At 64.0% G+C, this 24,677-nt stretch carries 28 protein-coding genes; 19 read left to right on the top strand and 9 right to left on the bottom strand.

The features are described 5' to 3' along the window. The first annotated feature begins 117 nt into the window (after positions 1-117). From JNE37_RS06830 to JNE37_RS06800, 7 genes are all read left to right on the top strand, one after another. Positions 118-732 (top strand): ribonuclease D, encoded by a 615-nt coding sequence (locus JNE37_RS06830; protein ID WP_035037081.1) that lies wholly within the window; start codon positions 118-120, stop codon positions 730-732. 11 nt (positions 733-743) lie between these two features. Further along, entirely contained in the window at positions 744-1,406 is a 663-nt protein-coding gene (locus tag JNE37_RS06825; RefSeq protein WP_203065756.1) for a hypothetical protein, read from the top strand. Then, positions 1,403-1,858, top strand: coding sequence for a lipopolysaccharide transport periplasmic protein LptA (gene lptA, locus JNE37_RS06820; protein ID WP_203065755.1), 456 nt, complete (start codon positions 1,403-1,405; stop codon positions 1,856-1,858). Before JNE37_RS06825 ends, lptA begins: the two co-directional genes overlap by 4 nt. Beyond that, entirely contained in the window at positions 1,855-2,619 is a 765-nt protein-coding gene (gene lptB, locus JNE37_RS06815) for an LPS export ABC transporter ATP-binding protein (RefSeq protein WP_035037070.1), read from the top strand. The genes lptA and lptB overlap by 4 nt, the downstream gene beginning before the upstream one ends. A gap of 113 nt (positions 2,620-2,732) precedes the next feature. After that, complete coding sequence (rpoN, locus tag JNE37_RS06810) at positions 2,733-4,238, top strand: RNA polymerase factor sigma-54 (protein ID WP_203065754.1); 1,506 nt, start codon at positions 2,733-2,735, stop codon at positions 4,236-4,238. 217 nt (positions 4,239-4,455) lie between these two features. Then, entirely contained in the window at positions 4,456-5,025 is a 570-nt protein-coding gene (locus JNE37_RS06805) for a ribosome hibernation promotion factor (protein ID WP_081840752.1), read from the top strand. Between the two features lie 48 nt (positions 5,026-5,073). Continuing rightward, positions 5,074-5,538: a PTS sugar transporter subunit IIA gene (locus tag JNE37_RS06800; protein ID WP_035037065.1), complete on the top strand. Its 465-nt coding sequence runs from the start codon at positions 5,074-5,076 to the stop codon at positions 5,536-5,538. Positions 5,539-5,621: 83 nt separating this feature from the next. Here the strand turns inward: JNE37_RS06800 and JNE37_RS06795 are convergent, their stop codons facing one another. Continuing rightward, positions 5,622-5,903, bottom strand: coding sequence for a DUF1150 family protein (locus tag JNE37_RS06795; RefSeq protein ID WP_035037063.1), 282 nt, complete (start codon positions 5,901-5,903; stop codon positions 5,622-5,624). Positions 5,904-5,917: 14 nt separating this feature from the next. Then, positions 5,918-6,334 (bottom strand): Hsp20 family protein, encoded by a 417-nt coding sequence (locus JNE37_RS06790; RefSeq protein ID WP_035037060.1) that lies wholly within the window; start codon positions 6,332-6,334, stop codon positions 5,918-5,920. A gap of 130 nt (positions 6,335-6,464) precedes the next feature. Here JNE37_RS06790 and JNE37_RS06785 point away from each other — a divergent pair, with 130 nt between their 5' ends. Together JNE37_RS06785 and JNE37_RS06780 are read left to right on the top strand one after the other, a co-directional pair. After that, positions 6,465-7,316 (top strand): glycosyltransferase family 2 protein, encoded by an 852-nt coding sequence (locus JNE37_RS06785; protein ID WP_203065753.1) that lies wholly within the window; start codon positions 6,465-6,467, stop codon positions 7,314-7,316. A 77-nt stretch (positions 7,317-7,393) separates the two neighbouring features. Beyond that, positions 7,394-7,843, top strand: coding sequence for a hypothetical protein (locus JNE37_RS06780; RefSeq protein WP_203065752.1), 450 nt, complete (start codon positions 7,394-7,396; stop codon positions 7,841-7,843). A 274-nt stretch (positions 7,844-8,117) separates the two neighbouring features. On the opposite strand, the gene JNE37_RS06775 is transcribed toward JNE37_RS06780, so the two are convergent. The 5 genes from JNE37_RS06775 to JNE37_RS06755 form a co-directional block, all read right to left on the bottom strand. Next, positions 8,118-9,017 (bottom strand): ribokinase, encoded by a 900-nt coding sequence (locus tag JNE37_RS06775; protein ID WP_203065751.1) that lies wholly within the window; start codon positions 9,015-9,017, stop codon positions 8,118-8,120. A 37-nt stretch (positions 9,018-9,054) separates the two neighbouring features. After that, positions 9,055-9,594, bottom strand: coding sequence for a DUF1697 domain-containing protein (locus JNE37_RS06770; RefSeq protein ID WP_203065750.1), 540 nt, complete (start codon positions 9,592-9,594; stop codon positions 9,055-9,057). Next, positions 9,594-10,202 carry a YdeI/OmpD-associated family protein gene (locus JNE37_RS06765; RefSeq protein WP_203065749.1) on the bottom strand — a complete coding sequence of 203 codons (609 nt, stop codon included), beginning with the start codon at positions 10,200-10,202 and terminating at the stop codon, positions 9,594-9,596. Before JNE37_RS06765 ends, JNE37_RS06770 begins: the two co-directional genes overlap by 1 nt. 3 nt (positions 10,203-10,205) lie before the next feature. After that, positions 10,206-11,039, bottom strand: a complete 834-nt coding sequence (locus tag JNE37_RS06760; protein WP_182398676.1) for an arylamine N-acetyltransferase family protein — start codon at positions 11,037-11,039, stop codon at positions 10,206-10,208. 228 nt (positions 11,040-11,267) lie between these two features. Further along, positions 11,268-12,857, bottom strand: a complete 1,590-nt coding sequence (locus JNE37_RS06755; RefSeq protein WP_182398675.1) for a phosphoenolpyruvate carboxykinase — start codon at positions 12,855-12,857, stop codon at positions 11,268-11,270. Positions 12,858-13,107: 250 nt separating this feature from the next. Between JNE37_RS06755 and JNE37_RS06750 the strand changes: the two genes are divergently transcribed. From JNE37_RS06750 to ahcY, 9 genes are all read left to right on the top strand, one after another. Continuing rightward, entirely contained in the window at positions 13,108-13,821 is a 714-nt protein-coding gene (locus JNE37_RS06750; RefSeq protein ID WP_035037050.1) for a response regulator transcription factor, read from the top strand. A 7-nt stretch (positions 13,822-13,828) separates the two neighbouring features. After that, positions 13,829-15,604 carry a stimulus-sensing domain-containing protein gene (locus JNE37_RS06745; protein WP_052015864.1) on the top strand — a complete coding sequence of 592 codons (1,776 nt, stop codon included), beginning with the start codon at positions 13,829-13,831 and terminating at the stop codon, positions 15,602-15,604. Next, positions 15,604-16,059, top strand: a complete 456-nt coding sequence (locus JNE37_RS06740) for an HPr kinase/phosphorylase (protein WP_203065748.1) — start codon at positions 15,604-15,606, stop codon at positions 16,057-16,059. Before JNE37_RS06745 ends, JNE37_RS06740 begins: the two co-directional genes overlap by 1 nt. Before the next feature lie 109 nt (positions 16,060-16,168). After that, the gene (locus JNE37_RS06735) at positions 16,169-16,570 is read left to right on the top strand and encodes a PTS sugar transporter subunit IIA (protein WP_035037045.1); all 402 of its coding nucleotides are present in this window, start codon (positions 16,169-16,171) and stop codon (positions 16,568-16,570) included. Between the two features lie 27 nt (positions 16,571-16,597). After that, positions 16,598-16,906, top strand: a complete 309-nt coding sequence (locus JNE37_RS06730; RefSeq protein ID WP_035037043.1) for an HPr family phosphocarrier protein — start codon at positions 16,598-16,600, stop codon at positions 16,904-16,906. Further along, positions 16,906-17,418 (top strand): GrpB family protein, encoded by a 513-nt coding sequence (locus JNE37_RS06725; protein WP_203065747.1) that lies wholly within the window; start codon positions 16,906-16,908, stop codon positions 17,416-17,418. Before JNE37_RS06730 ends, JNE37_RS06725 begins: the two co-directional genes overlap by 1 nt. An 11-nt stretch (positions 17,419-17,429) precedes the next feature. Continuing rightward, complete coding sequence (locus tag JNE37_RS06720) at positions 17,430-17,939, top strand: DUF2937 family protein (RefSeq protein WP_203065746.1); 510 nt, start codon at positions 17,430-17,432, stop codon at positions 17,937-17,939. Between the two features lie 253 nt (positions 17,940-18,192). Continuing rightward, positions 18,193-18,393, top strand: coding sequence for a hypothetical protein (locus JNE37_RS06715; protein WP_203065745.1), 201 nt, complete (start codon positions 18,193-18,195; stop codon positions 18,391-18,393). Positions 18,394-18,526: 133 nt separating this feature from the next. After that, positions 18,527-19,930 carry an adenosylhomocysteinase gene (gene ahcY, locus JNE37_RS06710; protein WP_203065744.1) on the top strand — a complete coding sequence of 468 codons (1,404 nt, stop codon included), beginning with the start codon at positions 18,527-18,529 and terminating at the stop codon, positions 19,928-19,930. Positions 19,931-20,162: 232 nt separating this feature from the next. Here ahcY and rhaI read toward each other — a convergent pair whose 3' ends face one another. Both rhaI and JNE37_RS06700 read right to left on the bottom strand, forming a co-directional pair. Then, the gene (gene rhaI / locus JNE37_RS06705; protein WP_246513554.1) at positions 20,163-21,455 is read right to left on the bottom strand and encodes an L-rhamnose catabolism isomerase; all 1,293 of its coding nucleotides are present in this window, start codon (positions 21,453-21,455) and stop codon (positions 20,163-20,165) included. Between the two features lie 138 nt (positions 21,456-21,593). Continuing rightward, complete coding sequence (locus JNE37_RS06700) at positions 21,594-23,693, bottom strand: bifunctional rhamnulose-1-phosphate aldolase/short-chain dehydrogenase (RefSeq protein ID WP_203065742.1); 2,100 nt, start codon at positions 23,691-23,693, stop codon at positions 21,594-21,596. A 172-nt stretch (positions 23,694-23,865) separates the two neighbouring features. On the opposite strand from JNE37_RS06700, the gene JNE37_RS06695 reads away from it, so the two are divergent. After that, positions 23,866-24,675, top strand: coding sequence for a DeoR/GlpR family DNA-binding transcription regulator (locus JNE37_RS06695; RefSeq protein WP_203065741.1), 810 nt, complete (start codon positions 23,866-23,868; stop codon positions 24,673-24,675). Positions 24,676-24,677: the final 2 nt, after the last annotated feature.

Below are 24,677 nucleotides of genomic sequence, written 5' to 3'. Positions count from 1 at the left end.
TTTCGTCTTGGCTGAGGTTTGGCGCCAAAACAAGGCAGTCAAGCCCCCAGGTCAGACTTTCCAAGCCCAGTGTGGTATGGCATCAACGCCCCAGTTTGCGATTGAGTGAGGTCACGGATGACTGTTCGGCTGCACAAGGGCGATCTGCCCGATCTTTCACGTTATGGCCGCGAGGTGGCGATCGACACCGAGACCATGGGTCTCGATCCGCACCGCGACCGGCTGTGCGTGGTGCAGCTGTCGCCTGGCGACGGCAGCGCCGATGTCGTGCAGATTCCGGCCGATTCCAATGCTGCGCCCAATCTCACCAGGCTTCTCGCCGACCCGGGCGTGACCAAGATCTTCCACTATGCCCGTTTCGACATGGCCGTGCTCAAGCACCGCTTCGGCGTCGTGACCGGCCCGGTCTACTGCACCAAGATCGCCTCCAAGCTCGTGCGCACCTATACCGATCGCCACGGCCTCAAGGACCTGGTGCGCGAGCTGCTCAACGTCGATCTCTCCAAGCAGCAACAATCGTCCGATTGGGGCGGGGAGGTGCTCTCGCAGGCCCAGCTCGATTATGCGGCCTCCGATGTGCTCTACCTGCACGATCTCAAGCGCCATCTCGACCGCATGCTGCGCCGCGAGGGCCGCATGGAACTGGCCGATGAATGCTTCCGTTTCCTCAAGACCCGGATCGAGCTCGACCTGCTCGGCTGGGGCGAGACGGACATCTTCGCCCATAGCTAGGATTTGAAGGCATGAGCCGTTCGGCGACCGCCGACCAACGCGAAGCGATGTATGGGCGGCTCACCGCCCGCAATCGCTTCGTCTCGGTGCTGCGCATCGCCGTGCCGGTCGTCTGCGCGCTGGTCCTGGTCGGCATTGTCGGCCAGATCTACCTCGCCAGCATCGGCATCGACTTCACCATCGGCCGCGTTACCGTCCAGCAGGACCGGATCGTGGTCGATGTGCCGCGCTATGATGGCGTCATGGCCGATGGCGCCGTCTATCAGGTGACCGCCGAAAGCGCGTCGGCGGCCCTGGCGGCGGTGGATAATGTCGATCTCGTCAATGCCGAGGCCACGCTGACCCAGCCCAGTGGCCGCGTGCTCTCGGCCCGGGCCGATGGCGCCACGCTCCACATGGGCAGCCAGCGCGTCGAGATCGACGGCAAGGCCGCGATTTCCGACAGTTTCGGCACTACCGGCACCATCACCAATTCGCTGGTCGATTGGCCGGCCCAGACCCTGGTTTCCAACGGCCCCGCCCATTTCGAGTTCAATGACGGCTCGGTTCTCGACGCTGAAGGATTGACTTACGACGCCGCCGCCAACATCTGGTCTTTCAAGCGTGCAACGCTTTCCGTTCCGTCCCGCCCCACGGCAGCGGACACGGCAACCGAACAAGGGTCACCCTCATGATCGCCCGTCTGGTCCTGGCATTGATTCTGGTCTTCTCGACCCTGGGCATCGCCCGGGCGGCCAACGAGGTCACCATTACCGGCGACAATTTCACCATCGATGAGGCCAACCACCACGCCACCTTCAAGGGCAATGTCGTGGTCAAGACACCCAGCGTCGATCTCTGGGCCGAGCAGGTCGTCATCGCCTACGGCGAAAAGGGTACCACCGACGTCCAGAGCTTCGAGGCCACCGGCCAGGTGCGCATCAAGACCTCCGAGCAGGACGCGAGCGGGGAAAAGGCGGTCTACGACCCTGCCACCGAAGTGCTGCATTTGACCGGCAACGTCACCGTCACCAATGCGACCAGCAAGCTGACCGGACCCGAACTGGTGGTGAACCTCAAGACCAATACCTCCACCTTCACCGGCTCCAAGGGCGGCCGCGTCACGGGTGTGTTCAGTTCGAAATGAACCAGACCGTCTCCGAGGAAGATGTCCGTATCGACCAGACCGGCTGGCTGGTAGCCCATGGCCTCGCCAAGCATTTCGGCAAGCGCGTCGTCGTCTCGGATGTGAGCCTTGCCGTCCGGCGCGGCGAGGCGGTAGGCCTGCTTGGCCCCAACGGCGCCGGCAAGACCACCGTCTTCACCATGATCATGGGCCTCATCAAGCCCGATCACGGCGAAATCCGGCTCGATGGCCACAAGATCACCCACCTGCCGCTCTTCCAGCGCGGCCGGCTGGGCATCGGCTACCTGCCGCAGGAGCCCTCGATCTTTCGCGGCCTCTCGGTCAAGGACAATATACTCGCCATTCTCGAAGGCCATGTGCGCTCGGGCGCCGAGCGCAAGCGCCGGCTCGATGAGCTGCTCGAGGAATTCTCCATCAGCCATTTGCGCGATTCCAACGCCCTGGCTCTCTCCGGCGGCGAGCGGCGGCGCGCCGAAATCGCCCGCGCCCTGGCGGCCGATCCGGTCTTCATGCTGCTCGACGAGCCTTTTGCCGGCGTCGATCCGATCGCCGTGGCCGAGGTCAAGGGCCTCGTCCGCCAGCTCACCGAGCGCGGCATCGGCGTCCTCATCACCGACCATTCGGTCCGCGAGACGCTCAGCCTCGTCGATCGCGCCTACCTCATCTACGAAGGCAAGGTGATGATCCAGGGGCGCCCCGAGACCATCAAGGCCGACCCCGACGCCCGCCGCGTCTATCTGGGCGACACTTTCGATACTTAGCCAATTGCCACAAGTCCTTAGCCGGGAGTGGCACGAAACTTGCTCGATCGCGCTTGTCCTCGTGGGCGCAATCAGTCATGGTGCCGCCGGTTGCGATTTGGGATTGTATCGGCATGGCATTGACGCCCCGGCTGGAGGTACGGCAGGCACAGAGCTTGACGCTGACGCCTCAGCTCATGCAGTCGATCCGCCTGCTCCAGCTCAGCCATCTCGAACTCAACGCCTTCGTCGAAACCGAATTGCTGCGCAATCCGCTCCTCGACCGCGAGGAGGGCGCGCCCGATGATGGCGGCGACCAGCCCGAACGCCCGGCCGAGTTGAGCGCCTACGAGGATACGGTCGATCATTCCGAGCGCATCCAGTCGGCCAGTTCTATTGCCGATGGCCTCGATACCGCCGTCGAAAACGTCTTTCCCGAGCAGGTCGGCCAGGATTCGGTCAGCCAGTCGACCACCTGGCCCGAAGGGCGCGGCCTTTCCGAGAGCGGGGAGGCCCCCGACATCGATCAATATGTCGCCGCCCGCCCCAGCCTTTCCGATCACCTCGAATCCCAGGTCAACCTGATCCTCAAGGACCCGGCCGAGCGCTTCATCGCCCGCGCCCTCATCGATAGCCTCAACGAGGCCGGCTACCTTGCTACCGAGCTCGATGCCATCGCCGCCCAGCTCGGCACCGACGAAGCGCGGATCGAAGCCGTGCTGCTCAGGGTCCAGGGCTGCGATCCCATCGGCGTCTTCGCCCGCACCGTCCCCGAATGCCTCGCCATCCAGCTGCGCGAGAAGGATCGGCTCGATCCCCTTATGGCGCGGCTCCTCGCCAATCTCGATCTTCTCGCCGCCCATGACATGACGGGCCTCGCCCGCGCCGTCGGCGCCGACCGCGAGGATCTCGTCGACATGCTGGCCGAATTGCGCGAACTCGACCCCAAGCCCGGTCGCGCCTTTGACGGCGCCCCGGTCGAGGCGGTGGTGCCCGATGTGTTCGTGCGCGAGGGCGCCGGTGGGGGCTGGGCGGTCGAGCTCAACTCCGACGTGCTGCCCAAGGTGCTGGTCAACCGCACCTACTACGCCACCGTCACCGGCAAGACCCGCGACGCCACCGAAAAGGCCTTCCTCTCCGATTGCCTCCAGACCGCCAACTGGCTGGCCAAGAGCCTCGACCAGCGCGCCCAGACCATTCTCAAGGTCGCCATCGAGATCGTGCGCCAGCAGGATGGGTTCCTGGTCAACGGCGTCTCGCACCTCAAGCCCATGACCCTGCGCATGGTGGCCGACGCCATCCAGATGCACGAATCGACCGTCAGCCGCGTCACCTCCAACAAGTACATGTCGACCCCCCGCGGCCTCTACGAGATGAAGTATTTCTTCACCACCGCGCTGGCGTCCTCCACTGGGGGCGAGGATCATTCGGCCGAGGCCGTGCGCCACCGCATCCGCCAGCTCATCGATGCCGAGTCGCCCGCCGACATCCTCTCGGACGACACGATCGCCGAGATGCTCAAGCGCGAGCAGGGGATCGATGTCGCCCGGCGCACCGTCGCCAAATACCGGGAGGGCATGAACATTCCGTCCTCCGTCATCCGCCGGCGGCAGAAGCGAGCGCTCTCGGCCACGCCCTGAGGGCGGCGAGCGACGATCAACTAAGCGTGTTCGGGAAGTTCGATGGTGGGAAGGCTAGTCCTCCTTGCCGCGTCTGTCACCCCTGCAATTGCGCCCGTGACCAGCTTGCTGGGTTTGATCCCCCTTCGTGCCGGGTCTACCATGCAGATGCGGGAGAACCATTTCGCGAACAAAATGGCTGGGGCCCGCGCCGATCTATCGAATGAGAGGGGTAGCCATGACCTTACGTGTATCGGGCAAGAACATGGATGTTGGCGATGCCTTGCGCAGCAAGGCCGTCGACCATTTCAACTCAGTGGTCACCAAGTATTTCGACGGGGGCTATAAAGGACATCTCACTCTCTCCCACGACGGCGGGGGATATAGCGCCGATTGCGTCGTGCACCTCGATTCGGGCATGACGCTCCAGGCCAGTGCGGCCGAGAACGACCCGACCCTGGCCTACGAGGTCATGGCCGGCAATATCGAGAAGCGCCTGCGCCGCTATAACAGGAAATTGAAGCAGCATCGCCGGCGCCCGGAGGACGAGGAGGGCACTGCCCAGGCCTATGTGCTTGCTGCGCCTGGAGAACATGACGAGCTCGACGCCGATTTCAGCCCCCCGGTTATCGCCGAAGGCACGGCGAGCCTGCGCCGCCTGAGCGTGGGTGAAGCCGTGATGGAGCTGGATTTGAGCCAGTCCGATGTAGTGGTATTCCGTCATGCTGGACATGGCGGACTGAATGTGGTTTATCGCCGGGCCGACGGCAATATTGGCTGGATTGATCCCGCCTTGAGCGCAAACTAGGGCTGTTTGCTAAACCCAATTCCAAACGACATCGAACAGGTTTCTTCAATGGAACTTTCAGACATCCTCGCCGAGGAGTCAGTTCTTGCATGTACGGGTGTTAAGACCAAGACCGAGCTGCTGGAAGTCTTGAGCCAGCATGCTGCTCAGGCGACCGGGTTGGATCAGCAGTCGATCTTCACCGCACTCAGCGATCGCGAGGCTCTTGGCTCGACGGGCCTGGGGAACGGCATTGCCATTCCCCACGGCAAGATTGCCGGGCTCCCCGCCGTCACGGCGCTGTTCGCCAAGCTGGACCAGCCGATCGATTTCGATTCGATCGACGACCAGCCGGTGGATCTCGTCATGATGCTGCTGGCGCCGGTCGGCGCCGGCGCCGATCACCTCAAGGCCCTCGCCCGCGTAGCGCGTCTGCTGCGCACCGAGGCCCTGGTGGATGACCTGCGCCGGACCAATGATCCGCACAAGCTTTACCGGCTCCTGATTCAGCCCCTGGCGGCCTACGCCGCCTGAGGCGATTCAATTGGCTTGATGGACGGCGCGCCGCTGCCAGCGGAGCGCCGTTTCGATTCTGTCTGCGGGCGCTTGCGAACGCCCTAGTGCAGCGCCACCAGGCCGAGATTGCGGTCAGACAGCCATTCGTCCACTGCCTCGCGCGTATCGGCGACCATCAGCGGTGTGCCGTCGGCCGACATGACCAGATGGTACAAGCCATCGGGCTCGAAACCTTCTTCGGACAGAAGCGTATTGACCTCGTCGCCCGAAATGGGACGGACGAAGGCCACCGCGCTGCCGCCCAGCGCCATGAACTGCGCCGGGGTCAGGGTCTTGAGCGGATGGACCTGGGTATCGATGACGGTTTCGTCTCTATTCTGCATTTGCCCAACTCCTCTCACGAACGAATTTCGATGCGCCTTGCGACCTTGTCGATCCTGGGGCGCACCACGGTGACAATCAGCATGCCGTCCCGGAGCGCAGCATCCTTGACGACAACGCCGTCGGCGAGGAGAAAGCTGCGTTGAAACTGGCGTGCGGCGATCCCGCGATGCAGGAACTCACGCGAAGGGTCGTCCTTCTGACGCCCCCTGACTATGAGCTGGTTGTCTTCCCAAATGACTTCGAGCTCGTCTTTTGCGAACCCTGCCACTGCGATGGAGATGAGGAAGCACTCTGCTCCTTCGGCCCCCGAGCGCCTTTCGATATTGTACGGCGGATAGCCATCCGCCGCCTTCGAAAGGCGGTCGACACGTTCTTCGAAGGCATCGAAGCCCAGAAGAAACGGCGCCGAAAAGAGTGATATGCGAGACATCAACAACCGTCCTTGAATAAGCAACGCTGGAAACCGACCCGAGTGAGTGGCACCGATTTCCTGAGCAAGATATGGGACAGGGTTCGCGGGCGTTCAAGATTGCGCCGAAAGCCGTTAAAGGGGGATTTCCTTGGGGAACCAGACCGTAGCCGTCATCACGCCCGCCTTCCGCGCGCAGGATACGATCGCCGCCACCGTGCGCAGCGTCCTCATGCAGACGCATGCCGATTTCGAGCACCACATCATCTCGGATGACGGCGTCGACTACGGCAAGTTCCTGGTCGACAACGGCCTTTCCGATCCCCGCCTGCGTTTCCATTCCTCCGGCAAGGTCGGCGGCGGCTCGACCCGCGCCCGCAACATGGTGCTCGATCTCCTCGATACACCCTATGCGGCCCTGCTCGACGCCGATGACCGCTTCAAGCCCCGCAAGCTGGAACTGGCCGTCGCCGCTCTCGAACACCAGCCTGTCGTCGCGACTTCGCTCGACGTCATGCGCCCCGATTTCACCTCGCTGCGCACCGTCGGGCAGGGCCCCGATCGCGTGCTCAAGGCCTCGGGGCATAAATGGGTGAGCCTTTCCATGGACACCATGGTCGTCTGGGACCGCCGCCGCGCCGATTCGCGCTACGACCCCGACCTGCCCAACATGACCGATCTCGATTTTCTGATGGGCCTCTACCGCACCGCCGCGACCGAAATGTATCTGGGGACGCCGCTTCACGACTACGTCAAGATTTCGAGCTCGATGAGCAACGCTTCCGGCTTCACCGAGCGCATGATCCACTCCAAGACCCTGCTGCTCGCCCGCCTCGAAGCCGGCTTCTATCCCATGGCCGACCCCGCCGCCGCCGAGGGCATCGCCCAATTCCTGCGCCTGTCGCTGGAAGCCGAAAAGCTTTATCCGCAGGTCCTGGCCGAAAAGCCCGGTGCCCTCTTCGAAGACACGATCGAACCCATGATCCGCGCCGCCGGGCACTGACGCGGAGCCTCGCAATCCCAGGCTGGACAACCCCCGCAAATACCCGCAGCGTCTCCCCCATACCGGAGAGAACCGACATGCGCCTCCTCGCTCCCATCGCCCTGGCCGCTGCCTTGCTGGCCACACCCGCCATTGCCGAAGACTGCCGCCCTTATGCCGACCGCTTCATGAGTGTCCAGGATACGATGAACGGCCTCATGGCGCTCGTTCAGGCCCGCGCTGTCTGGAACGACGAGGTCGCCGACAAGGATCAGCCGGCCTTCGCCACCCTCAAGACCGCTGCCGCCTCCATGCTGCCCACGCTGCAGCGCTATATCGAAACCGGCAAGCGCGCCGTACCCGTCGTCGCGGATTGCGCCAAATCCCCGCTCGATCTTCCCGCCGGCCAGTTCGTGATCCTGCAATCGGCCGTGGTCACCGCCGATTCCCTCGTCCCGCTCCTCGTCCGCTACCTCGTCGCCTACGACGCCGCCACGGGCGGCCCCCAGGGCAGCACCCCGCTGGTGCCCCGGGCCGAGGGGAAGTAGCCCGACGTAGTCTGGAGCTGAGTTTCAGCCAACGCCGCTCTGATCTTCACCCCGCCACCGCACTTCCCCGGCCGCAGAGCCGGGGCCCACGGATGCCTCCACCCGAGTGGCGCGGTGCAATAGGCCCGGATCAAGTCCGGGGAAGAACTGCGGTTGAGGCGAACTCAACGGCAACTTTGAGCGCAATCTCACCCCATCGCCCTCTCCCCTTGAGGGAGAGGGTGCCCAACGGGCGGGTGAGGGGTGCCACAGGCACCAACCGCGCCCCAGAAACCTACCCCAGCACCGCCTCAACGTCCCCGATCGTCGGAACCGCCGGCTGCGCCCCCGGCTTGAGGCATGCCAGGCTCGCCGCAGTCGCCGCCCGGCGCATTGCGGCCTCAAGGCTCAGCCCCTCGTCCAGCCCCGCCGCCAGATATCCGCAGAACGTATCGCCCGCGCCCACCGTGTCCACCGGCGTCACCTTGTACGCCGGCACGGAGATGATCGTGCCGTCCGCCGTCGCTGCCCGCGCGCCTTCGGCGCCCAGCGTAACGATCACGGTCTGCTTGTTGTCGCGCGCCCAGGCCTGCATCAATCCGTCCAGCGGCTCGGTCCTGCCGTTGCAGAGCAGGGCGAATTCCGTCTCGTTGGCCACGAGGATGGACGCCTTGTGCGCCATCCCCGGCGTATCGGGCAGGAACGGAGCGGTATTGAGGATCGAGACCAGCCCCTTTTCGCGCGCAATGTCGAGCGCCCGTTCGGTCGCCTTCTGGTTGATCTCCTGCTGCATCATCACGATCGTGCCCGCCGGCAGGTCGGCCAGCGCCGTGTCGGCATCGCCCGGCGTCATCGTGGCATTGGCGCCCGGCAGCACGGCGATGACGTTTTCGCCCTTGGCGTCCACGAAAATCGAAGCGATCTGCGTGGCTTCGCCCTGCGCCACCTTGGTGGCTTCGAGGTCCACGCCATCCGCCTTGAGCAGTTCGAGCGCACGCGGCGCAAAATCGTCATTGCCCACCGCGCCGGCAAAGCGCACCGCTCGGCCCGAGCGCTTGACGGCCATGGCCTGGTTGGCCCCCTTGCCGCCCGGCGACATGCCGAAGACGCCGCCCAGAACGGTTTCCCCTGGCGCCGGCAGGCGCGGGACATTGGCGATGAGGTCGAGGCCGCAGGAGCCGAAAACGGTGATCATATTGCCCTCCAGCAAAGGCGCGCACGCGCCCGTTGGTTCAGGCGACCGCCTTCAGAATCGTGTTCCAGTTGCGCATGGTCATCAGCGTTCCCTTGGGAAACTGTTTTTCGAGCGCGTCCAGTCCCTCGCCGTATCGCCCGTTTGGCATGTGCCACGCAACAGCAAAAATCTCGGTCGGCGTCACCGAGAGCACGTCATGGTCGCCCTCCACCCCGAAGGGCAGCTTGAGCGACTTGCCCACCGCTTCGCGCAGGAACATCACATAGCGCTTGGCATCGGCCCCTTCGGGCAGTGATTTGAACGGCTCTGCCGCCACCATCGCCCGCAATTCGTCGATCGAGCGCAGCACGACACCGATCTCGAAGCCGAACTTTGCCTTGAGCCCCTTCTCGATCGTCCCCGCCAGCTCGGCATCGGCCTCGCGCTCGGCCGAAAACAGCACATTGCCGCTGGCGATGAGCGTGCGGGCATCCTTGTAGCCCATCGCCTCGAATGCCGCCTTGAGGTCGGCGCTGCGCGTCGTGCGCCCGCCCAGGTTCACCCCGCGCAGGAACGCGGCATAGGGAATGGCGGCCATCAGCCCTTCTCCGCAAATTTCTGCGGATAGGGCGCTTCCCCGCGCGCCAGCATCTCGACGAAGCCGGCGATCTTCTTCTTGCGCCCCGCCTCGGTCTTCATGTTGTGCGTGCGGAAGGCCAGGGCGTAGCGGTTGGTGGCGTTGAGCTTGTTGAAGGTCTCGTGGGCGGCCGGATTAGCCTCGATCGCGGCCAGGAGGTCCGGTGGCGTCTCCATCTTGCCCGGCGAGGCATAGGCCTTGTCCCAGCGCCCATCCGCCTTGGCCGCATCGATCTGCCTCTGGCCATGGGCAGTCATGCGCCCGTCGGCAATGAGCTTTTCGACCTTGAGCCGGTTACGCTGGCTCCAGATGCTCTTGGCCTTGCGCGGCGTGAAGCGCTGCAGGTAGGCGTGCTCGTCCACCGGCTTGCTGATCCCGTCGATCCAGCCATAGCAGAGCGCCACGTCGAGCGCCTGCGCATAGACGATGGTGCGCCGGCCCGAGGCCTTCTTGTAATACTGGACCCAGATCTCGGTTTCCTGCTCGTGGTTCTTGGCCATCCAGGCCTCGAACTCGCTTTCGGTTTCGAAGGCACGGATCTTGTCCGGGTTGGGGATGACCGGGGCCATGGTTCAGGTGCTCTGCTGCTCTGGCGGCCGCTCGGCCAGCAATCTCTCGATGGCGGGATCGAGAAGTTCGGCCGGCGGCAGGTTGATTCCGAAGGTCTCGGACAATACCTCGCGCACCTCCGGCACACTTGTAAGAAAGCGACGCTCCAGCTCCCCACCCTCGCGCGGATAGGTCGAAAAGCGGAAGTCGCGCAGCGAATAGCGGAAATCCCTGTCGGTCCGCGCCGCCGCCAGCATGTTGGCGAAGTTGGGATAGGTCGCCGCGTTGAGCGCCACGAAGTCCTCGTAGGTCCGCTCCACGAGGTCGAAGGCATAGACCGCCTTCCATGCGCCCTGGACCTCGGCCTCCAGCCGATAGCTCGGCGATTCGCCCACCAGCCGGTAGCGGGCAAAGGGCGTTTCCTGCTCGATGCCGGCGCGCAGCCGCAGCGGCGCCGTCAGCGTCATCGAGCCGAAGCCCACATCGGCAAGGTAGAGCGCGCCACCGGCTTCGACGCCCAGCACCATGTGGCTGAGCGGCCGTTCCTCGCCCTCGGCATGGTTCCACAAGACGCGTGCCGCATAGCCCGTCACCTTGAAGTCGAGCTCGCGCAGCACCCGCATGAACATCATGTTGTGCTCGTAGCAATAGCCGCCGCGCCGGTCGTGGATGAGCTTCTGTTCCAGGCTCGCCTGATCCAGCTCCACCGGCAGCCCCAGCAGCGGATTGAGGTTCTCGAACGGTATGCTTGCCGGGTGCAGGGCATGCAGGGCTTCGAGCGTGGCCAGGGTCGGCGCAATGGAGCCGGAAAAGCCGATTCGCTCGAAATAGGCCGTCAGATGGACTTGTTCACTCATGCGCGCTTCCTTGGCCGATTCCGGGGCGCAATAATGGCCAAGAGGCGCGCGCTTGTCACCCGGCGGCCATCTCCCTGTCGTTTGCGGATAAAAAAGCCGCCGCATTTTCCCTGGTACGAGGAGGAGGGCCGGTGGGGAGTTCCGTCTGGGACATGACGGCACCGGGCCCTGCTGAACCAGGGGAAATGCGGCGGTGGGAGAACGCGGGCGGTGAGCGCCCGCGATGGCTTATTCGGCGGCCTGCGCCAGGCTCGGGCCCGCGGCCACGAGGTGGTCGAGACGTCCGAACTTCTCGAAATTCTTCTGGAAGAGGCCCACCAGCTTTTCGGCGGCCCGGTCATAGGCGATCGGGTCGTTCCAGGTGCGGCGCGGCTCGAGCAACTGGTCGTCGATCCCCTTCACATGCGCCGGCACGGCAAGGCCGAAGACCGGATCGATCCGGGTCGGGCCGCGGTCGAGCTCGCCCGAAAGCGCCGCATTGAGGAGGCGCCGGGTCGAGGCGATGTCGATGCGCTTGCCCACGCCATAGCCGCCACCGGTCCAGCCGGTATTGAGAAGCCACGTCGAAGCGCCCGAAGCCTTGAGCCGCTCGGCGAGGAGCGCGCCATAGACCGTCGGATGCAGCGACATGAACGGCGCCCCGAAGCAGGCCGAGAACGTCGCCTGCGGCTCGGTCACGCCCCGCTCGGTGCCGGCGACCTTGGCGGTGTAGCCGGAAAGGAAGTGGTAGACCGCCTGGTCCGGCGTCAGCCGCGCGATGGGCGGCAGGACGCCGAAGGCATCGGCGGTGAGGAAAACGACCGTCTTGGGCGTGCCGCCGACCCCACCCTCGCTCACCACCGGCAGCGTTTCGAGCGGATAGGCGGCGCGGGTATTCTCCGTCAGCGAGATATCGTCGAAGAGCGGCAGGCGCGTCCGGGGGTCGAGCACGAGGTTTTCGAGCACGGTGCCGAACGAGCGCGTCGCCTGGTAGATTTCCGGCTCGGCCGTCTCGGAGAGCTTCACCGTCTTGGCATAGCACCCGCCTTCGAGGTTGAAGACGCCGGTTTTCGTCCAGCCATGCTCGTCGTCCCCGATCAGCAGGCGTTCCGGATCGTTGGAAAGCGTGGTCTTGCCGGTGCCCGAAAGGCCGAAGAACAGTGCGGTATCACCCGCCGGGCCGATATTGGCCGAGCAGTGCATGGGCAGCGTGTTTTCGCGCGGCGCATGGAAGTTGAAGAGCGAGAAGACGCTCTTCTTGATCTCGCCGGCATAATAGGTGCCGCCGATCAGCACGATGTTCCGGCTCATGTCGAGCGCGATCACCGTTTCGGTGCGTGTGCCGTGGCGGGCCGGGTCGGCCTTGAAGCTGGGCACGTGGACGATGGTGACGTCGGCTGCGAATTCCCCGCTCAGTTCCGGGCGGATCAGCAGGTTGCGGATGAAGAGCGCGTGCCAGGCATGTTCGGTGAAGACCGAGACATTGAGCCGGTGCGCCTGGTCGGCGCCCGCCGCCAGGTCCTGGGCGAAGAGGGTCTTGCCCGCCACATGGGCGAGGGCGTCCTCCAGCAGCACGTCGAACTGGGCCGGCGAGAGCGCGGCGGTATTGTCCCACCAGACCGTATCGGCGGTGAGCGCGTCGCGAACGATGAACTTGTCCTTGGGGCTGCGGCCGGTATGGACGCCCGTGGTCACCGAGAGTGCGCCGTCAGCCGTCAACTCGCCTTCGCCCGCCCGCAGCGAGCGCGAAACCAGCACCGGCGTTGAATCGTTGAAGGCAATCTCGCCGGCCTGGGCGAGGATGCGGTTACGGAGCGCGCGGTGATCGAAAGCAGCCATTTTGTATACCCCACTCGGCGCAGTCTGGCGCCGTGACAGGTCGCTGTTAGAGGCCGGAAAGGGCTGCAATTCCATCCGGCAATCGGTCGTAAGACGGAAGTCGAATCGGCGCATCGCGCTGTTGAGGGGTAGCGAAACGCCCCCCGACGCCTTACTTTACGCGTAATTGTGGCACCAAAGGCGGGTACGAATTTGCCGCTGAAAGCGTTTATCTCCAACTGCCGGTAACGGTACACGGAAAGGGAAGTTGATGCCCAAAATCGCCCTGGTCGATGACGATCGTAATATTTTGACCTCCGTCTCCCTCACTTTGGAGGCGGAAGGCTATTCGGTTTCGACCTACACCGATGGTGCGTCCGGGCTGGAAGGCCTCACCAGCGACCGGCCGGACCTGGCCATCCTCGATATCAAGATGCCGCGCATGGATGGCATGGAGCTGCTCCGCCGCCTGCGCCAGAAGTCCGATGTTCCCGTAATCTTCCTCACCTCCAAGGACGAGGAGATCGATGAATTGTTCGGCCTCAAGATGGGCGCGGACGATTTCATCACCAAGCCGTTCAGCCAGCGCCTGCTTGTCGAGCGCGTGAAGGCGATCCTGCGCAGGTCCTCCCCGCGCGATCCTTCCGCCGTGCCCTCGGGCGGCGAGGCTCCGGCGGGCAAGGCGCTCATCGAGCGCGGCTCGCTCGTCATGGATGAAGAGCGCCACACCTGCACCTGGAAAGGGCAGCGGGTCACGCTCACGGTCACGGAATTTTTGATACTCCAGGCCTTGGCTTTGCGCCCGGGTGTTGTCAAATCGCGCAATGCGCTGATGGACGCCGCCTATGACGACCAGGTCTACGTGGACGACCGGACCATCGACAGCCACATCAAGCGGCTGCGCAAGAAGTTCAAGGCGGTCGACGACGATTTCGAGATGATCGAGACCCTGTACGGCGTCGGCTACCGGTTCAAGGAGCAATAAGCCGCCTGTGGCTGCAACCGACAACCATCTCGAGACGAACGAGGCTCACCCCGAAACCGCAGCCAGGACGCCAAAATCCTTGTTCCGCGGTCTTGGGCGGGCCTTTTCGGCTTTGTGGGCCGGCGTCGGGCACCTCCTCGCCATCACCATCTTCCGGACGCTGACGCGCCGCATCATCGTCCTCAACCTTGCCGCGCTCCTCGTCCTCGTCGTCGGCATCCTCTATCTCAACCAGTGGCGGGCCGGCCTCATCGATGCGCGCGTGCAGAGCCTGCGCGTCCAGGGCGAAATCATCTCGGCCGCCATCGCCGCCTCGGCCACGGTCGATAGCGACGTCATCTCGGTCAATCCCGATCGCCTGCTCGAACTCCAGACGGGCGAGCCCGTCTCTCCGCTGAGCTTTTTCGATCCCACCCTCGAATTCCCCATCAGTCCCGAGCGGGTCGCCCCGCTCCTGCGCAACCTCGTCACCCCCACCCGCACCCGCGCCCGCATCTACGATCAGGATGGACTGCTCATCCTCGACAGCTCCAACATCTATGCGCGCGGCGAAGTCCTGCGGAAGCTGAGCGACGAGCAGAGCGGCTCCGGCTTCTTCCTCTTCGATTGGTGGAACGCCATGATGTCCTGGGTGCCGGGCGACCAGTTCCCGCTCTACCAGGAATACGGCGCCGACGAGGGCAAGCGGTACCCCGAGGTCAATGCCGCCCTTTCGGGCTCCGCCGCCGATATCGTGCGCGTCGATAGCCAGCACCAGCTCGTCGTCTCGGTTGCCGTCCCCATCCAGCGCGTGCGCTCGACCGTGGGCGTGCTCCTCCTCTCGACCGCCCCGGGCGAGATCGATTCCATCGTCACCACCGAGCGCTGGAGCATCCTGCGCATCGCCATGGTCGCCGCAGCTGTCGTCATCATCCTCTCGCTGCTCCTCGCCGGCACCATTGCCGGCCCGATGCGGCGCCTTTCCGAGGCCGCCGAGCGCGTCCAGACCGCCGGCAATGCCCGCGCCGAAATCCCCGATTTCACCGACCGCTACGACGAGATCGGCCACCTCTCTGGCGCCCTGCGCGCCATGACCGACGCGCTCTACGCCCGCATCGAGGCCATCGAGCGCTTCGCCGCCGACGTCGCCCACGAGCTCAAGAACCCGTTGACGTCCCTCCGCTCGGCCGTCGAGACCCTGCCTCGCGCCAAGCGCCCCGAGGATCGCGAGCGCCTCAACGCCATCATCCAGCATGACGTCCGGCGCCTCGATCGCCTGATCTCGGACATTTCCAATGCCAGCCGCCTCGATGCCGAACTCGCCCGCGAAACCGGCGAGCGCGTCGATATGGTCAAGCTTGCCGAAACCATGGCCGGCATCCAGCGCGACCTCGCCGCCGGCCGCAACGTCAAGGTCGAGCTCGAAACCCATACCAGCCGCTACGCGCCCGTGGTCTTCGGCCATGACAGCCGCCTCGCCCAGGTCTTCAACAACCTCGTCGACAACGCCGTCTCCTTCTCGCCCGATGGCGGCACCGTGCGCGTCGTCGTCACCAGCGATGCCGAAAAGGTGATCTTCACCGTCTCGGACGAAGGCCCCGGCATTCGCGGTGACATCTCGCGCATCTTCCAGCGCTTCTATACCGACCGCCCCGACGGCGAGCATTTCGGCGACCATTCGGGCCTGGGCCTCTCGATCTCCAAGCAGATCGTCGTTGCCCACAAGGGCCGCATCGAAGCCACCAACCGCACCGATCGCTCGGGCGCCCGCTTCACCGTCACCCTTCCCCGGGCCCGCAAATAGTGGCGGCCCCCGAATTCGAGAACATCCATGCCACCGGTCTGGTCCTCGGCCAGCACGGCGTCGTGCTGCGCGGTCCCAGCGGCTCCGGTAAGTCGCTGCTGGCGCTCGAACTTCTCGATCGCTGGGAGCACCGCCGGCTCAATGCCCGCCTCGTCGCCGATGACCGGCTCGACATCCGCGTCCAGCCCGATGGCCTGATGATGGCGACCCCGCCCAACATTGCCGGCCTCATCGAATTGCGCGGCCGCGGCATCGTCGAGCGCCCGCATGTGAACGCGGCGGCCGTCCACCTCGTCGTCGATCTCGTCGGCGGCCTCACCCGCATGCTGGACGAAGCCGACCTCGAGACCCATATATTGGGCATGCAGCTGGCACGTTGTCCCGTGCCGCGGCGTGGTGTTGTGGATTCGGCGCACCAGATTCTGCTTGTGGCAGAAGCGCTAGGCCGACTTTGACCCCAAGGTCTTCCACAACGGCAAAAAACCACTTGAATCCTGCCCCCTCAAAGACAAGACTCCACGCCGTCGTGCCGCCGGGGGCATTTTGGCACTTAGGGAATTGTGCATGCTAGGTATGGTTCTGGTGACCCATGGCGCCCTTGCCGTGGAGTTCAAGTCGGCGCTTGAACACGTCGTGGGCCCGCAGGAGCAGGTCGAAACCATTTCCATCGGACCCGATGATGACATGGAGGCCCGGCGCAATGACATCATGAAGGCCGTCGACGCCGCCGATACCGGCGATGGCGTCGTCATCCTCACCGACATGTTCGGCGGCACTCCGTCGAACCTGGCCATCTCCGTGATGCAGAATCGCGAGGTCGAGGTGATCGCAGGCGTCAACCTGCCGATGCTGGTCAAGCTCGCCCGCGTCCGCCCCGATATGGCCATAAAGGACGCTGTACGTATCGCTGCAGAGGCCGGTCGCAAATACATCAACGTTGCCAACGATGTATTGAGTGCGCAATAGTCGAGGGCTCTGAGGCAGGTTTCGATCATGAATACGGCGGCAGGCTCAGGCAGGGCACTCGCGCAGCAACTGACCATCATCAATCGCAAGGGGCTCCACGCCCGCGCCTCGGCGCGCTTCGTGCGCACCGCCGAATGTTTTGAGGCCGATATCCAGGTCACGCGCGACGGCTCGACCGTCAACGGCAATTCCATCATGGGCCTGATGATGCTCGGCGCCGGCCCCGGCTCGACCATCCTCGTCCAGGCCACCGGCAAGCAGGCCCGCGAAGCGCTCGACGCCATTACCGAACTCGTCAACAACGGGTTCGACGAGGATAGCGAGGGCGTCGCCTAGTGGCCGAAGAGGTCAGGATCGCGCCCTCCGATCCGCTGGCCGCCACGCGGTTCGCCACTGAACGCGAACTGATTCTGCCCTGCTTTCCGACCCCGCCGCTCGCAATCGAGCATTTCGGCTCGACCGCGGTTCCAGGCCTCGCAGCCAAACCCATCATCGACATCATGGTGCTCGTCGCCGATCTCGCCGAAGGCATGGCCGCGCGCCCGGCGCTGGAGCAGGTCGGCTACACCTACTCCTCAGGGCCGCCGGAGCGCCCGCGCATCGTCTTCATCAAGGGCGTCCCGCTCCGCACCCACCATCTCCATATCCACGCCGATGCCAACGAATTTCGTCGCCACATGATTTTTCGCGATCATCTGCGGGCGGATGCCGATGATCGCGCGGCCTATGAGGCCCTCAAGCACGACCTCGCCGCGCGCTTCCGCACCGATCGCGTCGCCTATGCCGACGCCAAGTCGGGTTTCATCGATGCCATCGTCGCCCGCGTCGGCGGGCCGGCGCGGAAATAGGGGAGGGCGCCTTGCGGCGAGCACTCGGCGTTTTGGGAGGTCTCTGTCTGGGCGTGGCCTTGAGCCAGTTCCCCGAATATGCCCAGCAATACACCCAGCGCCTCGGCGGCGCCGTCGATGAGCTCAAGGTCATCACCGAGGAATTCGATGCCTCCGCGCTCTCCGGCGGCCTCACCCGCCAGCAGGCCCTCGACCGCTATGTCGCCTCCGCCGACGCCTTCCTCAAGGATCGCGGCGTCAGCATGGAGCGCACTTTCGGGCGCTATGACCACCTGCGGCTGGCGCTCGAACAGGTGCAGGGCGCCGACGCGCTCGAACGGCTGCGGAACCTGCCCGACTATCTCGACAGCGAGATCGGAAGCCGGACGCTGGAGAACTTCAAGCCGGCGGTGCCGGTGACGGCGGAAGGCTTTCTCTATGCCGGGGCGGGGTTCCTTGCCGGCTATCTGGTGGTGTCGGCCCTGGTGTCGCTGGTCACGCTGCCGTTCCGGCGGCGGACGCGGGTCTATCGGACGCGCTAGAAAATCGCCGCATCCGTTGGGGTGAACAAACCGCTAACATCCTGAATTGACTCTAATTTTGAATCAGGACAAATAAGCAGTTGGGTAGAATCAATCGATTCCACCTGAATACGAGAAGGCCGGGGTTGCAGCCCCGGCCCGTGTTCCAACGCAAGAAGCTTTGGTACAGCTTGCGATGGTCGGTGACACAGCGCGAACTTACTCGCAATCGACCCTCTGTCAAGTCATCCAAGGCGCTCACTAGGAGTGCTTTATGCGCGCAACAGGTAATGTAACTTACCGACTGACTTTCGATGATGCTGTGGACATTTGGCTGCGCCATTGGGCGGGCGAGTTCCAGCACAACATCGCTGCTTCTTATGGCGTCAATCCGGGACGCGTAAACGAGGTGCTGAAAGGACATCGCCATGGCGGTAGCCGTGAAGCAGCAGCAACTCAGCGAATGACCGCTTAAGTCACGACGGGCCAGCAGAAATACCGCTGCTGGCCCGTATTATGAGGATATAAAGCTTTCTTTATATCCCCTGTTGATCGTGAAGCCCCCGCCGCGTATAAGGCCGACAAACACAGCCACAAGCGGAGTTCCCATGAGCGCGTTCACGGACTATTCGGTCAAAGACATTTCCCTTGCCGATTATGGCCGCAAGGAAATCTCCATGGCCGAGATCGAAATGCCCGGCCTGATGGCCATCCGCGAGGAATTCGCCAAGGCCCAGCCGCTCAAGGGCGCGCGCATTGCCGGCTCGCTGCACATGACCATCCAGACCGCGGTGCTGATCGAGACGCTCGTGGCGCTCGGCGCCCAGGTCCGCTGGGTCTCGTGCAACATCTTCTCGACCCAGGACCACGCGGCCGCCGCCATCGCCGCCGCCGGCATTCCGGTCTTCGCGCACAAGGGTGAAAGCCTCCAGGAATACTGGGACTTCACCGACCGCATGATGGATTGGGACGGCAAGGGCGAGACGCCCAACATGATCCTGGACGACGGCGGCGACGCCACCATGCTGGTGCTCAACGGCGCCAAGGCCGAGAAGGACCCGTCCTTCCTCGACAAGCCGGGCAACGAAGAAGAAGAAATCTTCTTTGCCACCATCAAGAAGCGCCTGGCCAAGGACCCGACCTTCTATTCGCGCATTCGTGCCGCCATCAAGGGCGTCTCGGAAGAGACGACCACGGGCGTGATGCGCCTCTATCAGCTCCAGGAAAAGGGCGAGCTGCCCTTCCCGGCCATCAACGTCAACGACTCGGTCACCAAGTCCAAGTTCGACAACAAGTACGGCACGCGTGAATCGCTGGTGGACGCCATCCGCCGCGGCACCGACGTGATGCTCGCCGGCAAGGTAGCCATCGTCTGCGGTTACGGCGACGTGGGCAAGGGCTCGGCCGCTTCGCTCCAGGGCGCCGGCGCCCGCGTGCTGGTGACGGAAGTCGACCCGATCTGCGCGCTGCAGGCGGCCATGGACGGCTTCGAAGTGGTGACGCTCGATGAAGCCGCACACCGCGCCGACATCGTGGTGACCGCCACGGGCAACAAGGACATCGTCACGGTCGACGACGTGCGCAAGATGAAGGACATGGCCATCGTCTGCAACATCGGCCACTTCGACAACGAGATCCAGGTCGAGGCGCTGCGCAACTTCAAGTGGACGAACGTCAAGCCGCAGGTGGATCTCGTCGAGCTGCCCTCGGGCAACCGCATCGTGCTGCTCTCGGAAGGCCGCCTGGTCAACCTCGGCAACGCCACCGGCCACCCGAGCTTCGTGATGAGCGCCTCGTTCTCCAACCAGACGCTGGCCCAGATTGAGCTGTGGACCAACGGCAAGAACCTCGAGCACAAGGTTCACGTCCTGCCCAAGCACCTGGACGAAAAGGTCGCCGAACTGCACCTGGCCAAGCTGGGCGCCAAGCTGACCAAGCTCAGCAAGAACCAGGCCGATTATATCGGCGTGGGCGTGGATGGCCCGTTCAAGTCGGACCAGTACCGCTACTGAGTTCTGCGCATAGCGGATACGAAAACGCCCCGGTGGAGACTCCGGGGCGTTTTGCTTTTTGGCACTACCGCTCCCAGCTCACGCAATCGCCGCCCCACCCACCGCACTTCCCCGGCCGCAGAGCCGGGGCCCACGGATTTCTCCACTCGAGTGGAGGAGGGCAATAGGCCCCGGGTCTTCGCCCGGGGAAGTTCCGTGGTTGGGGGAGGTTCGGTGGCGAGATGGAACACCGTCAGACGATGCCGCTGGACCCAGCCGCCACCTCGGGCCGAACCTCGGCTACCCGAGCCCGATACCCCGCCGCCCGATAAGTCGCGATGGGGTCGATGGCACCGTGCTTTTCGAGGCGGGCCATGGCGAGGATGGGTTCTACGTCCGTGCGGAAGGCGGTCTTGAGGGTTTGCGTGGCGGCGAGGGCGTCGTTGGCGTCCTGGTAGCCGGCAAGGGCCTTGCGGTCGACCAGCAGCGCGTTGGCGTAGTTGCGCTGCACTTCGGCGGCCGAGAGGATGAGGCTCTCGATGGGGTCGGTGACGTTGTGGCTCTGGTCGAGCATGTGGGCGGGGTTGAACCCTTTGGCGCGGCGTTCCTCGGCCGACACGAGCTCGTTAAAGACCAAAAACAAGCGGTAGGGATCGATGGAGCCGGCGTCGAGGTCGTCGTCGCCATACTTGGAATCGTTGAAGTGGAAGCCGCCGAGCTTTCCGAACTGGATCAGGCGGGCGACGATCATCTCGATATTGACGTTGGGCGCATGGTGCCCGAGGTCGACGAGGCAAAAGGCCTTTTCGCCCAGTTCGGTGGCGATGATGTAATTGGTGCCCCAATCCTGGACGACCGTCGAATAGAAGGCCGGCTCATACATCTTGTGCTCGGTGAAGAGCCGCCAGTCGTCGGGCAGATCGGCGTAGATGGTCTTCATCGCGTCGAGATAGCGCTCGAACTGGCGGGTGAAGTCGGCCTGGCCGGGGAAGTTGGAGCCGTCGCCGATCCAGACGGTGAGGGCCTTGGAGCCCAGCACCTTGCCGATCTCGATGCATTCCAGGTTGTGCTCCACCGCCTGCTGGCGGGTGGCGGCGTCGGCATGGGAGAGCGAGCCGTACTTGTAGGAGAGCGGCTGCCCCTTGGCATCCGAAAAGGTGTTCGAGTTCATGGCGTCAAAGCCGAGGCCGAAACGGGCGGCGCTTTGCTTGAGGCGATTCGGGTCGGCCTTGTCCCACGGAATATGGAGCGAGACATTTGGGGTGGCGCGGGTCATCTGGTTGATGACGGCGCAATCCTCGAGCTTGTCGAAGATATCGCGCGGCTCGCCCTTGCCGGGGAAACGGGCAAAGCGGGTGCCGCCGGTGCCCACGCCCCAGGAGGGGACGGCAATTGTGAAGGCGGCGACCTTGTCCTTGATGGCATCGATGGCGATGCCGCGTCGGTCGAGGCGCTCGCCGAGGCTTTCGTAGTCGCGGCGAAGGTCAATTTCTCTACGCGCGTTCTCGGCGTCGACCACGGATTGGTCGATGAGTTGGTCGGTCACTTTGGTTCTCCCCCTTGTGCTTGTGGCCTCAACCCACCCTTGTTCCCTCCCCATCAGAGAGGAGGGAGACCTGCTGGCACTCCCTCTGCCTCCCTCCCCCTTGTGGGGAGGGATCGAGGGTGGGGGGGCCGCTAACTCTTACCGCGTAAACGACTGCGCGTTGCCGGCATCGACATTGATGATGTTGCCCGTGGACTTCGCCGACATGTCGGATGCCAAAAAGTAGATGGCTTCGGCGATGTCTTCCGGGAAGACCGAGCGCTTGAGCAAGGAGCGCTGGCGGTACATTTCCTCAAGACCGTCCTTGTCGGTCTTGTAGGTCGATGCGCGCTGTTCGAGCCATTCGCCGGCCCAGATCTTGGAGCCACGCAGGACCGCGTCCGGGTTCACCACGTTGACGCGGATCTGCGCCTCGGCTCCTTCAAGGGCGAGGCATCGGGCGAGGTGGATTTCGGCGGCCTTTGCGGTGCAATAGGCCGCGGCATTGGGCGAGGCGGCCAGGCCGTTCTTGGAGGCGACGAAGACGACATTGCCGCCGATCTTCTGGGCGCGGAACACCTTGAAGGCTTCCCGCGACACCAGGAAATAGCCGGTGGCGAGGATGTCCATATTCTTGTTCCAGAGCGCCAGCGTCGTTTCCTCGATGGGAGCGGACGAGGCGAGGCCGGCATTGGAAACGAGGATATCGAGGCCGCCGAATTCGACCACCGCGTTGGCGAAGCCTTTTAGGACCTCCTCCTCGCGGGTGACGTCGAACTTGATCGGGCGGACGAAGTCCCTGCCGTATTTCTTGCCCAGCTCCTCGGTGGCGGCGGCCAGGGCGGCGTCGTCGATATCGGCGATGACGACGCAGGCGCCTTCATTCATCAGGCGATAGGCCGTGGCCTTGCCGATGCCGCCGGCGCCGCCGGTGATGAGGGCGATCTGGCCGGCCAGCGCTTTCGGCTTGGGCATGCGCTGCAGCTTGGCTTCCTCGAGCAGCCAGTACTCGATGTCGAAGGCTTCCTGCTCGTCGAGCCCCTGATAGGTCGAGACGGCGGAGGAGCCGCGCATGACATTGATGGCGTTGACGTAGAACTCACCCGAAATGCGGGCGGTGGCCTTGTCCTTGGCGAAGGTGAACATGCCCACGCCGGGCATCAGGTAGACGACCGCATTGGGGTCGCGGATGGCGGGCGAATTGTCGTGTTTGGAGCGCTCGTAATAGGCGGTGTAATCGGCGCGATAGGCGGCGACGTCATCGGCGAGGCGCGCCACCACGGCATCGACATCCGGATTGGCCGGATCGAATTCGATCACCAGAGGCCGGATCTTGGTGCGCAGGAAGTGGTCGGGACACGACGTGCCCAAAGCCGCCAGTGGGCGCAGGTTCTTCGAATTGACGAATTCGAGCACGGCCGGACTGTCGTCGAAATGGCCGAGCTTGTGGCTGTCTTCCGAGATCAGCCCGCGAATCTTGGGCATGATCTTGGCGGCAACGGCGCGGCGCTCGTCGGCCGGCAGCGATTTCACGGCTTCACCGCCGAAAATGGCCTTGCCCGCGGTCTCCTTCTCGAACCACTCGATGGCCTGGTTGATGACCGAAATGGTGGTCTCGTAGCACTCCTTGGGCGTATCGCCCCAGGTGAAGAGCCCGTGGCTTTCGAGGATGACGCCCTTGGCTTGCGGGTGTTCGAGGCAGAACTTTTCGAGCCAGAGACCCAACTCGAACCCGGGACGTTTCCAGGGGAGCCAGCCGATCTGGTCGCCAAAAATCTCCTGGGTCAGCGCCTTGGAATCCTTGCTCGCGGCGATGGCGATGATGGCATCGGGGTGCATGTGATCGACGAAGGGATGCGGCACATAGGCGTGGAGCGGGGTGTCGATCGAGGCAGCGCGCGGATTGAGGTTGAAGGTGGCGTGCGGCAGGTAGCCGACCATCTCGTCTTCGTGCTCGAGGCCGCGATAGAGGCCCTTGAGGGCCCGGAGCTTGTCCATGTAGAGCGTCGAGAAGCCATCGAGCTTGATCGAGGCGCTGTCGCCGCCCGAGCCCTTGACCCAGAGCACTTCCACCTGCTCGCCGGTCAGCGGGTCCTTCTCCATGATCTTGGAGGAGGTGTTGCCGCCGCCGTAATTGGTGACGCGCTTGTCCGATCCCAAAATGTTGGAGCGGTAGACCAGCCGTTCCGGCTCGGTCATGCTGGCAGCTTTGGCCTCATCCCATAGGTTGGCGAGGCGCGCGGGCGCTTTTGTGGACATGAGCTCCTCCCCGGAAGTCTGTTGTTTACGCCACAAGCCATAAACACTCGGAGCCTGTCAATCACAAACGATCAGAACCAGTCAGCATCGCTGACGCATGATCGAAACTGAGCTTTTGATGATTGACAATGATCGGAATTGGTGTGACCAAATCGAGCCAGGGAGAAGAAATTTGCACGAAAGCGAACGCCACAGGGTGATCCTGGCTGCGGTCCAGACGCGGTCCGTCGCAACGGTGAGCGATCTCGTCGAGATGACGGGAACCTCCGAGGCGACGATCCGGCGCGACATCGCGGCTTTGCACGTGCAAGGCAAGCTCCGGCGCGTGCGCGGTGGGGCCGAGGCGGTCAATCCGCCAAGCCAGGGCGGCCTCATGGGCCGGCCGTTCTCCGTCAACGAGAGCATCAACATTGCTCTGAAGCGCGCCATCGCCAAGGCGGCGGTGGACCTGTGCAAGGATGGCGAGCCGATCATCATCAATGGCGGCACCACCACCTTCCAGATGGTGCATTACCTGGTGAACCGGCGCCTGCAGGTTTTCACCAACTCGTTCCCGATCGCCGAGCACCTGCTGCATCATTCCAAGAACTCGGTGATGGTGCAGGGCGGCACGATCTATCGCGAACAGAACATCATGCTCTCGCCCTTCGACAACGACGTGTCGCGCCACTTCTACGCGCGAAAAATGTTCATGGGCTGCCAGGGGCTGGGACCGCACGGGTTGATGGAGGCCGACCCGCTGCTCGTCCAGGCCGAACTCAAGCTCATCAGCCAGGCGGATGAACTGATCGTCCTGGCGGATTCGTCAAAATTTTCCGGAAAGTCGAGCCTGCTGCTTTGCGGACTCGACCGGATCACCACGGTCGTCACCGACCGCGGAATCCGCGACGAAGACCGGCAGATGCTGGAAACGGCGGGCGTCGGGTTGATCGTGGCGGAGACGTCTAGCCAGACTATCGCGGAGGCGTCACCGGCCGCCTGACG

The sequence above is a fragment of the Paradevosia shaoguanensis genome, assembly GCF_016801025.1.
GTDB classification, from domain to species: Bacteria; Pseudomonadota; Alphaproteobacteria; order Rhizobiales; family Devosiaceae; genus Paradevosia; species Paradevosia shaoguanensis.
This window is presented reverse-complemented; position numbering and strand designations above follow the sequence as displayed.

Excerpts from the sequence above, each read along its gene's own strand:
- ahcY (WP_203065744.1), top strand. The coding sequence starts at position 18,527 with ATGAGCGCGTTCACGGACTATTCGGTCAAAGACATTTCCCTTGCCGAT.
- JNE37_RS06760 (WP_182398676.1), bottom strand. The coding sequence starts at position 11,039 with ATGAGTGAACAAGTCCATCTGACGGCCTATTTCGAGCGAATCGGCTTT.
- JNE37_RS06735 (WP_035037045.1), top strand. The coding sequence starts at position 16,169 with ATGCTAGGTATGGTTCTGGTGACCCATGGCGCCCTTGCCGTGGAGTTC.
- JNE37_RS06830 (WP_035037081.1), top strand. The coding sequence starts at position 118 with ATGACTGTTCGGCTGCACAAGGGCGATCTGCCCGATCTTTCACGTTAT.
- JNE37_RS06775 (WP_203065751.1), bottom strand. The coding sequence starts at position 9,017 with ATGATCACCGTTTTCGGCTCCTGCGGCCTCGACCTCATCGCCAATGTC.
- JNE37_RS06795 (WP_035037063.1), bottom strand. The coding sequence starts at position 5,903 with ATGCAGAATAGAGACGAAACCGTCATCGATACCCAGGTCCATCCGCTC.
- JNE37_RS06765 (WP_203065749.1), bottom strand. The coding sequence starts at position 10,202 with ATGGCCCCGGTCATCCCCAACCCGGACAAGATCCGTGCCTTCGAAACC.
- JNE37_RS06780 (WP_203065752.1), top strand. The coding sequence starts at position 7,394 with ATGCGCCTCCTCGCTCCCATCGCCCTGGCCGCTGCCTTGCTGGCCACA.
- lptA (WP_203065755.1), top strand. The coding sequence starts at position 1,403 with ATGATCGCCCGTCTGGTCCTGGCATTGATTCTGGTCTTCTCGACCCTG.
- lptB (WP_035037070.1), top strand. The coding sequence starts at position 1,855 with ATGAACCAGACCGTCTCCGAGGAAGATGTCCGTATCGACCAGACCGGC.
- rpoN (WP_203065754.1), top strand. The coding sequence starts at position 2,733 with ATGGCATTGACGCCCCGGCTGGAGGTACGGCAGGCACAGAGCTTGACG.
- JNE37_RS06730 (WP_035037043.1), top strand. The coding sequence starts at position 16,598 with ATGAATACGGCGGCAGGCTCAGGCAGGGCACTCGCGCAGCAACTGACC.
- JNE37_RS06805 (WP_081840752.1), top strand. The coding sequence starts at position 4,456 with ATGACCTTACGTGTATCGGGCAAGAACATGGATGTTGGCGATGCCTTG.
- JNE37_RS06800 (WP_035037065.1), top strand. The coding sequence starts at position 5,074 with ATGGAACTTTCAGACATCCTCGCCGAGGAGTCAGTTCTTGCATGTACG.
- JNE37_RS06700 (WP_203065742.1), bottom strand. The coding sequence starts at position 23,693 with ATGTCCACAAAAGCGCCCGCGCGCCTCGCCAACCTATGGGATGAGGCC.
- JNE37_RS06750 (WP_035037050.1), top strand. The coding sequence starts at position 13,108 with ATGCCCAAAATCGCCCTGGTCGATGACGATCGTAATATTTTGACCTCC.
- JNE37_RS06755 (WP_182398675.1), bottom strand. The coding sequence starts at position 12,857 with ATGGCTGCTTTCGATCACCGCGCGCTCCGTAACCGCATCCTCGCCCAG.
- JNE37_RS06825 (WP_203065756.1), top strand. The coding sequence starts at position 744 with ATGAGCCGTTCGGCGACCGCCGACCAACGCGAAGCGATGTATGGGCGG.
- JNE37_RS06790 (WP_035037060.1), bottom strand. The coding sequence starts at position 6,334 with ATGTCTCGCATATCACTCTTTTCGGCGCCGTTTCTTCTGGGCTTCGAT.
- JNE37_RS06715 (WP_203065745.1), top strand. The coding sequence starts at position 18,193 with ATGCGCGCAACAGGTAATGTAACTTACCGACTGACTTTCGATGATGCT.
- JNE37_RS06770 (WP_203065750.1), bottom strand. The coding sequence starts at position 9,594 with ATGGCCGCCATTCCCTATGCCGCGTTCCTGCGCGGGGTGAACCTGGGC.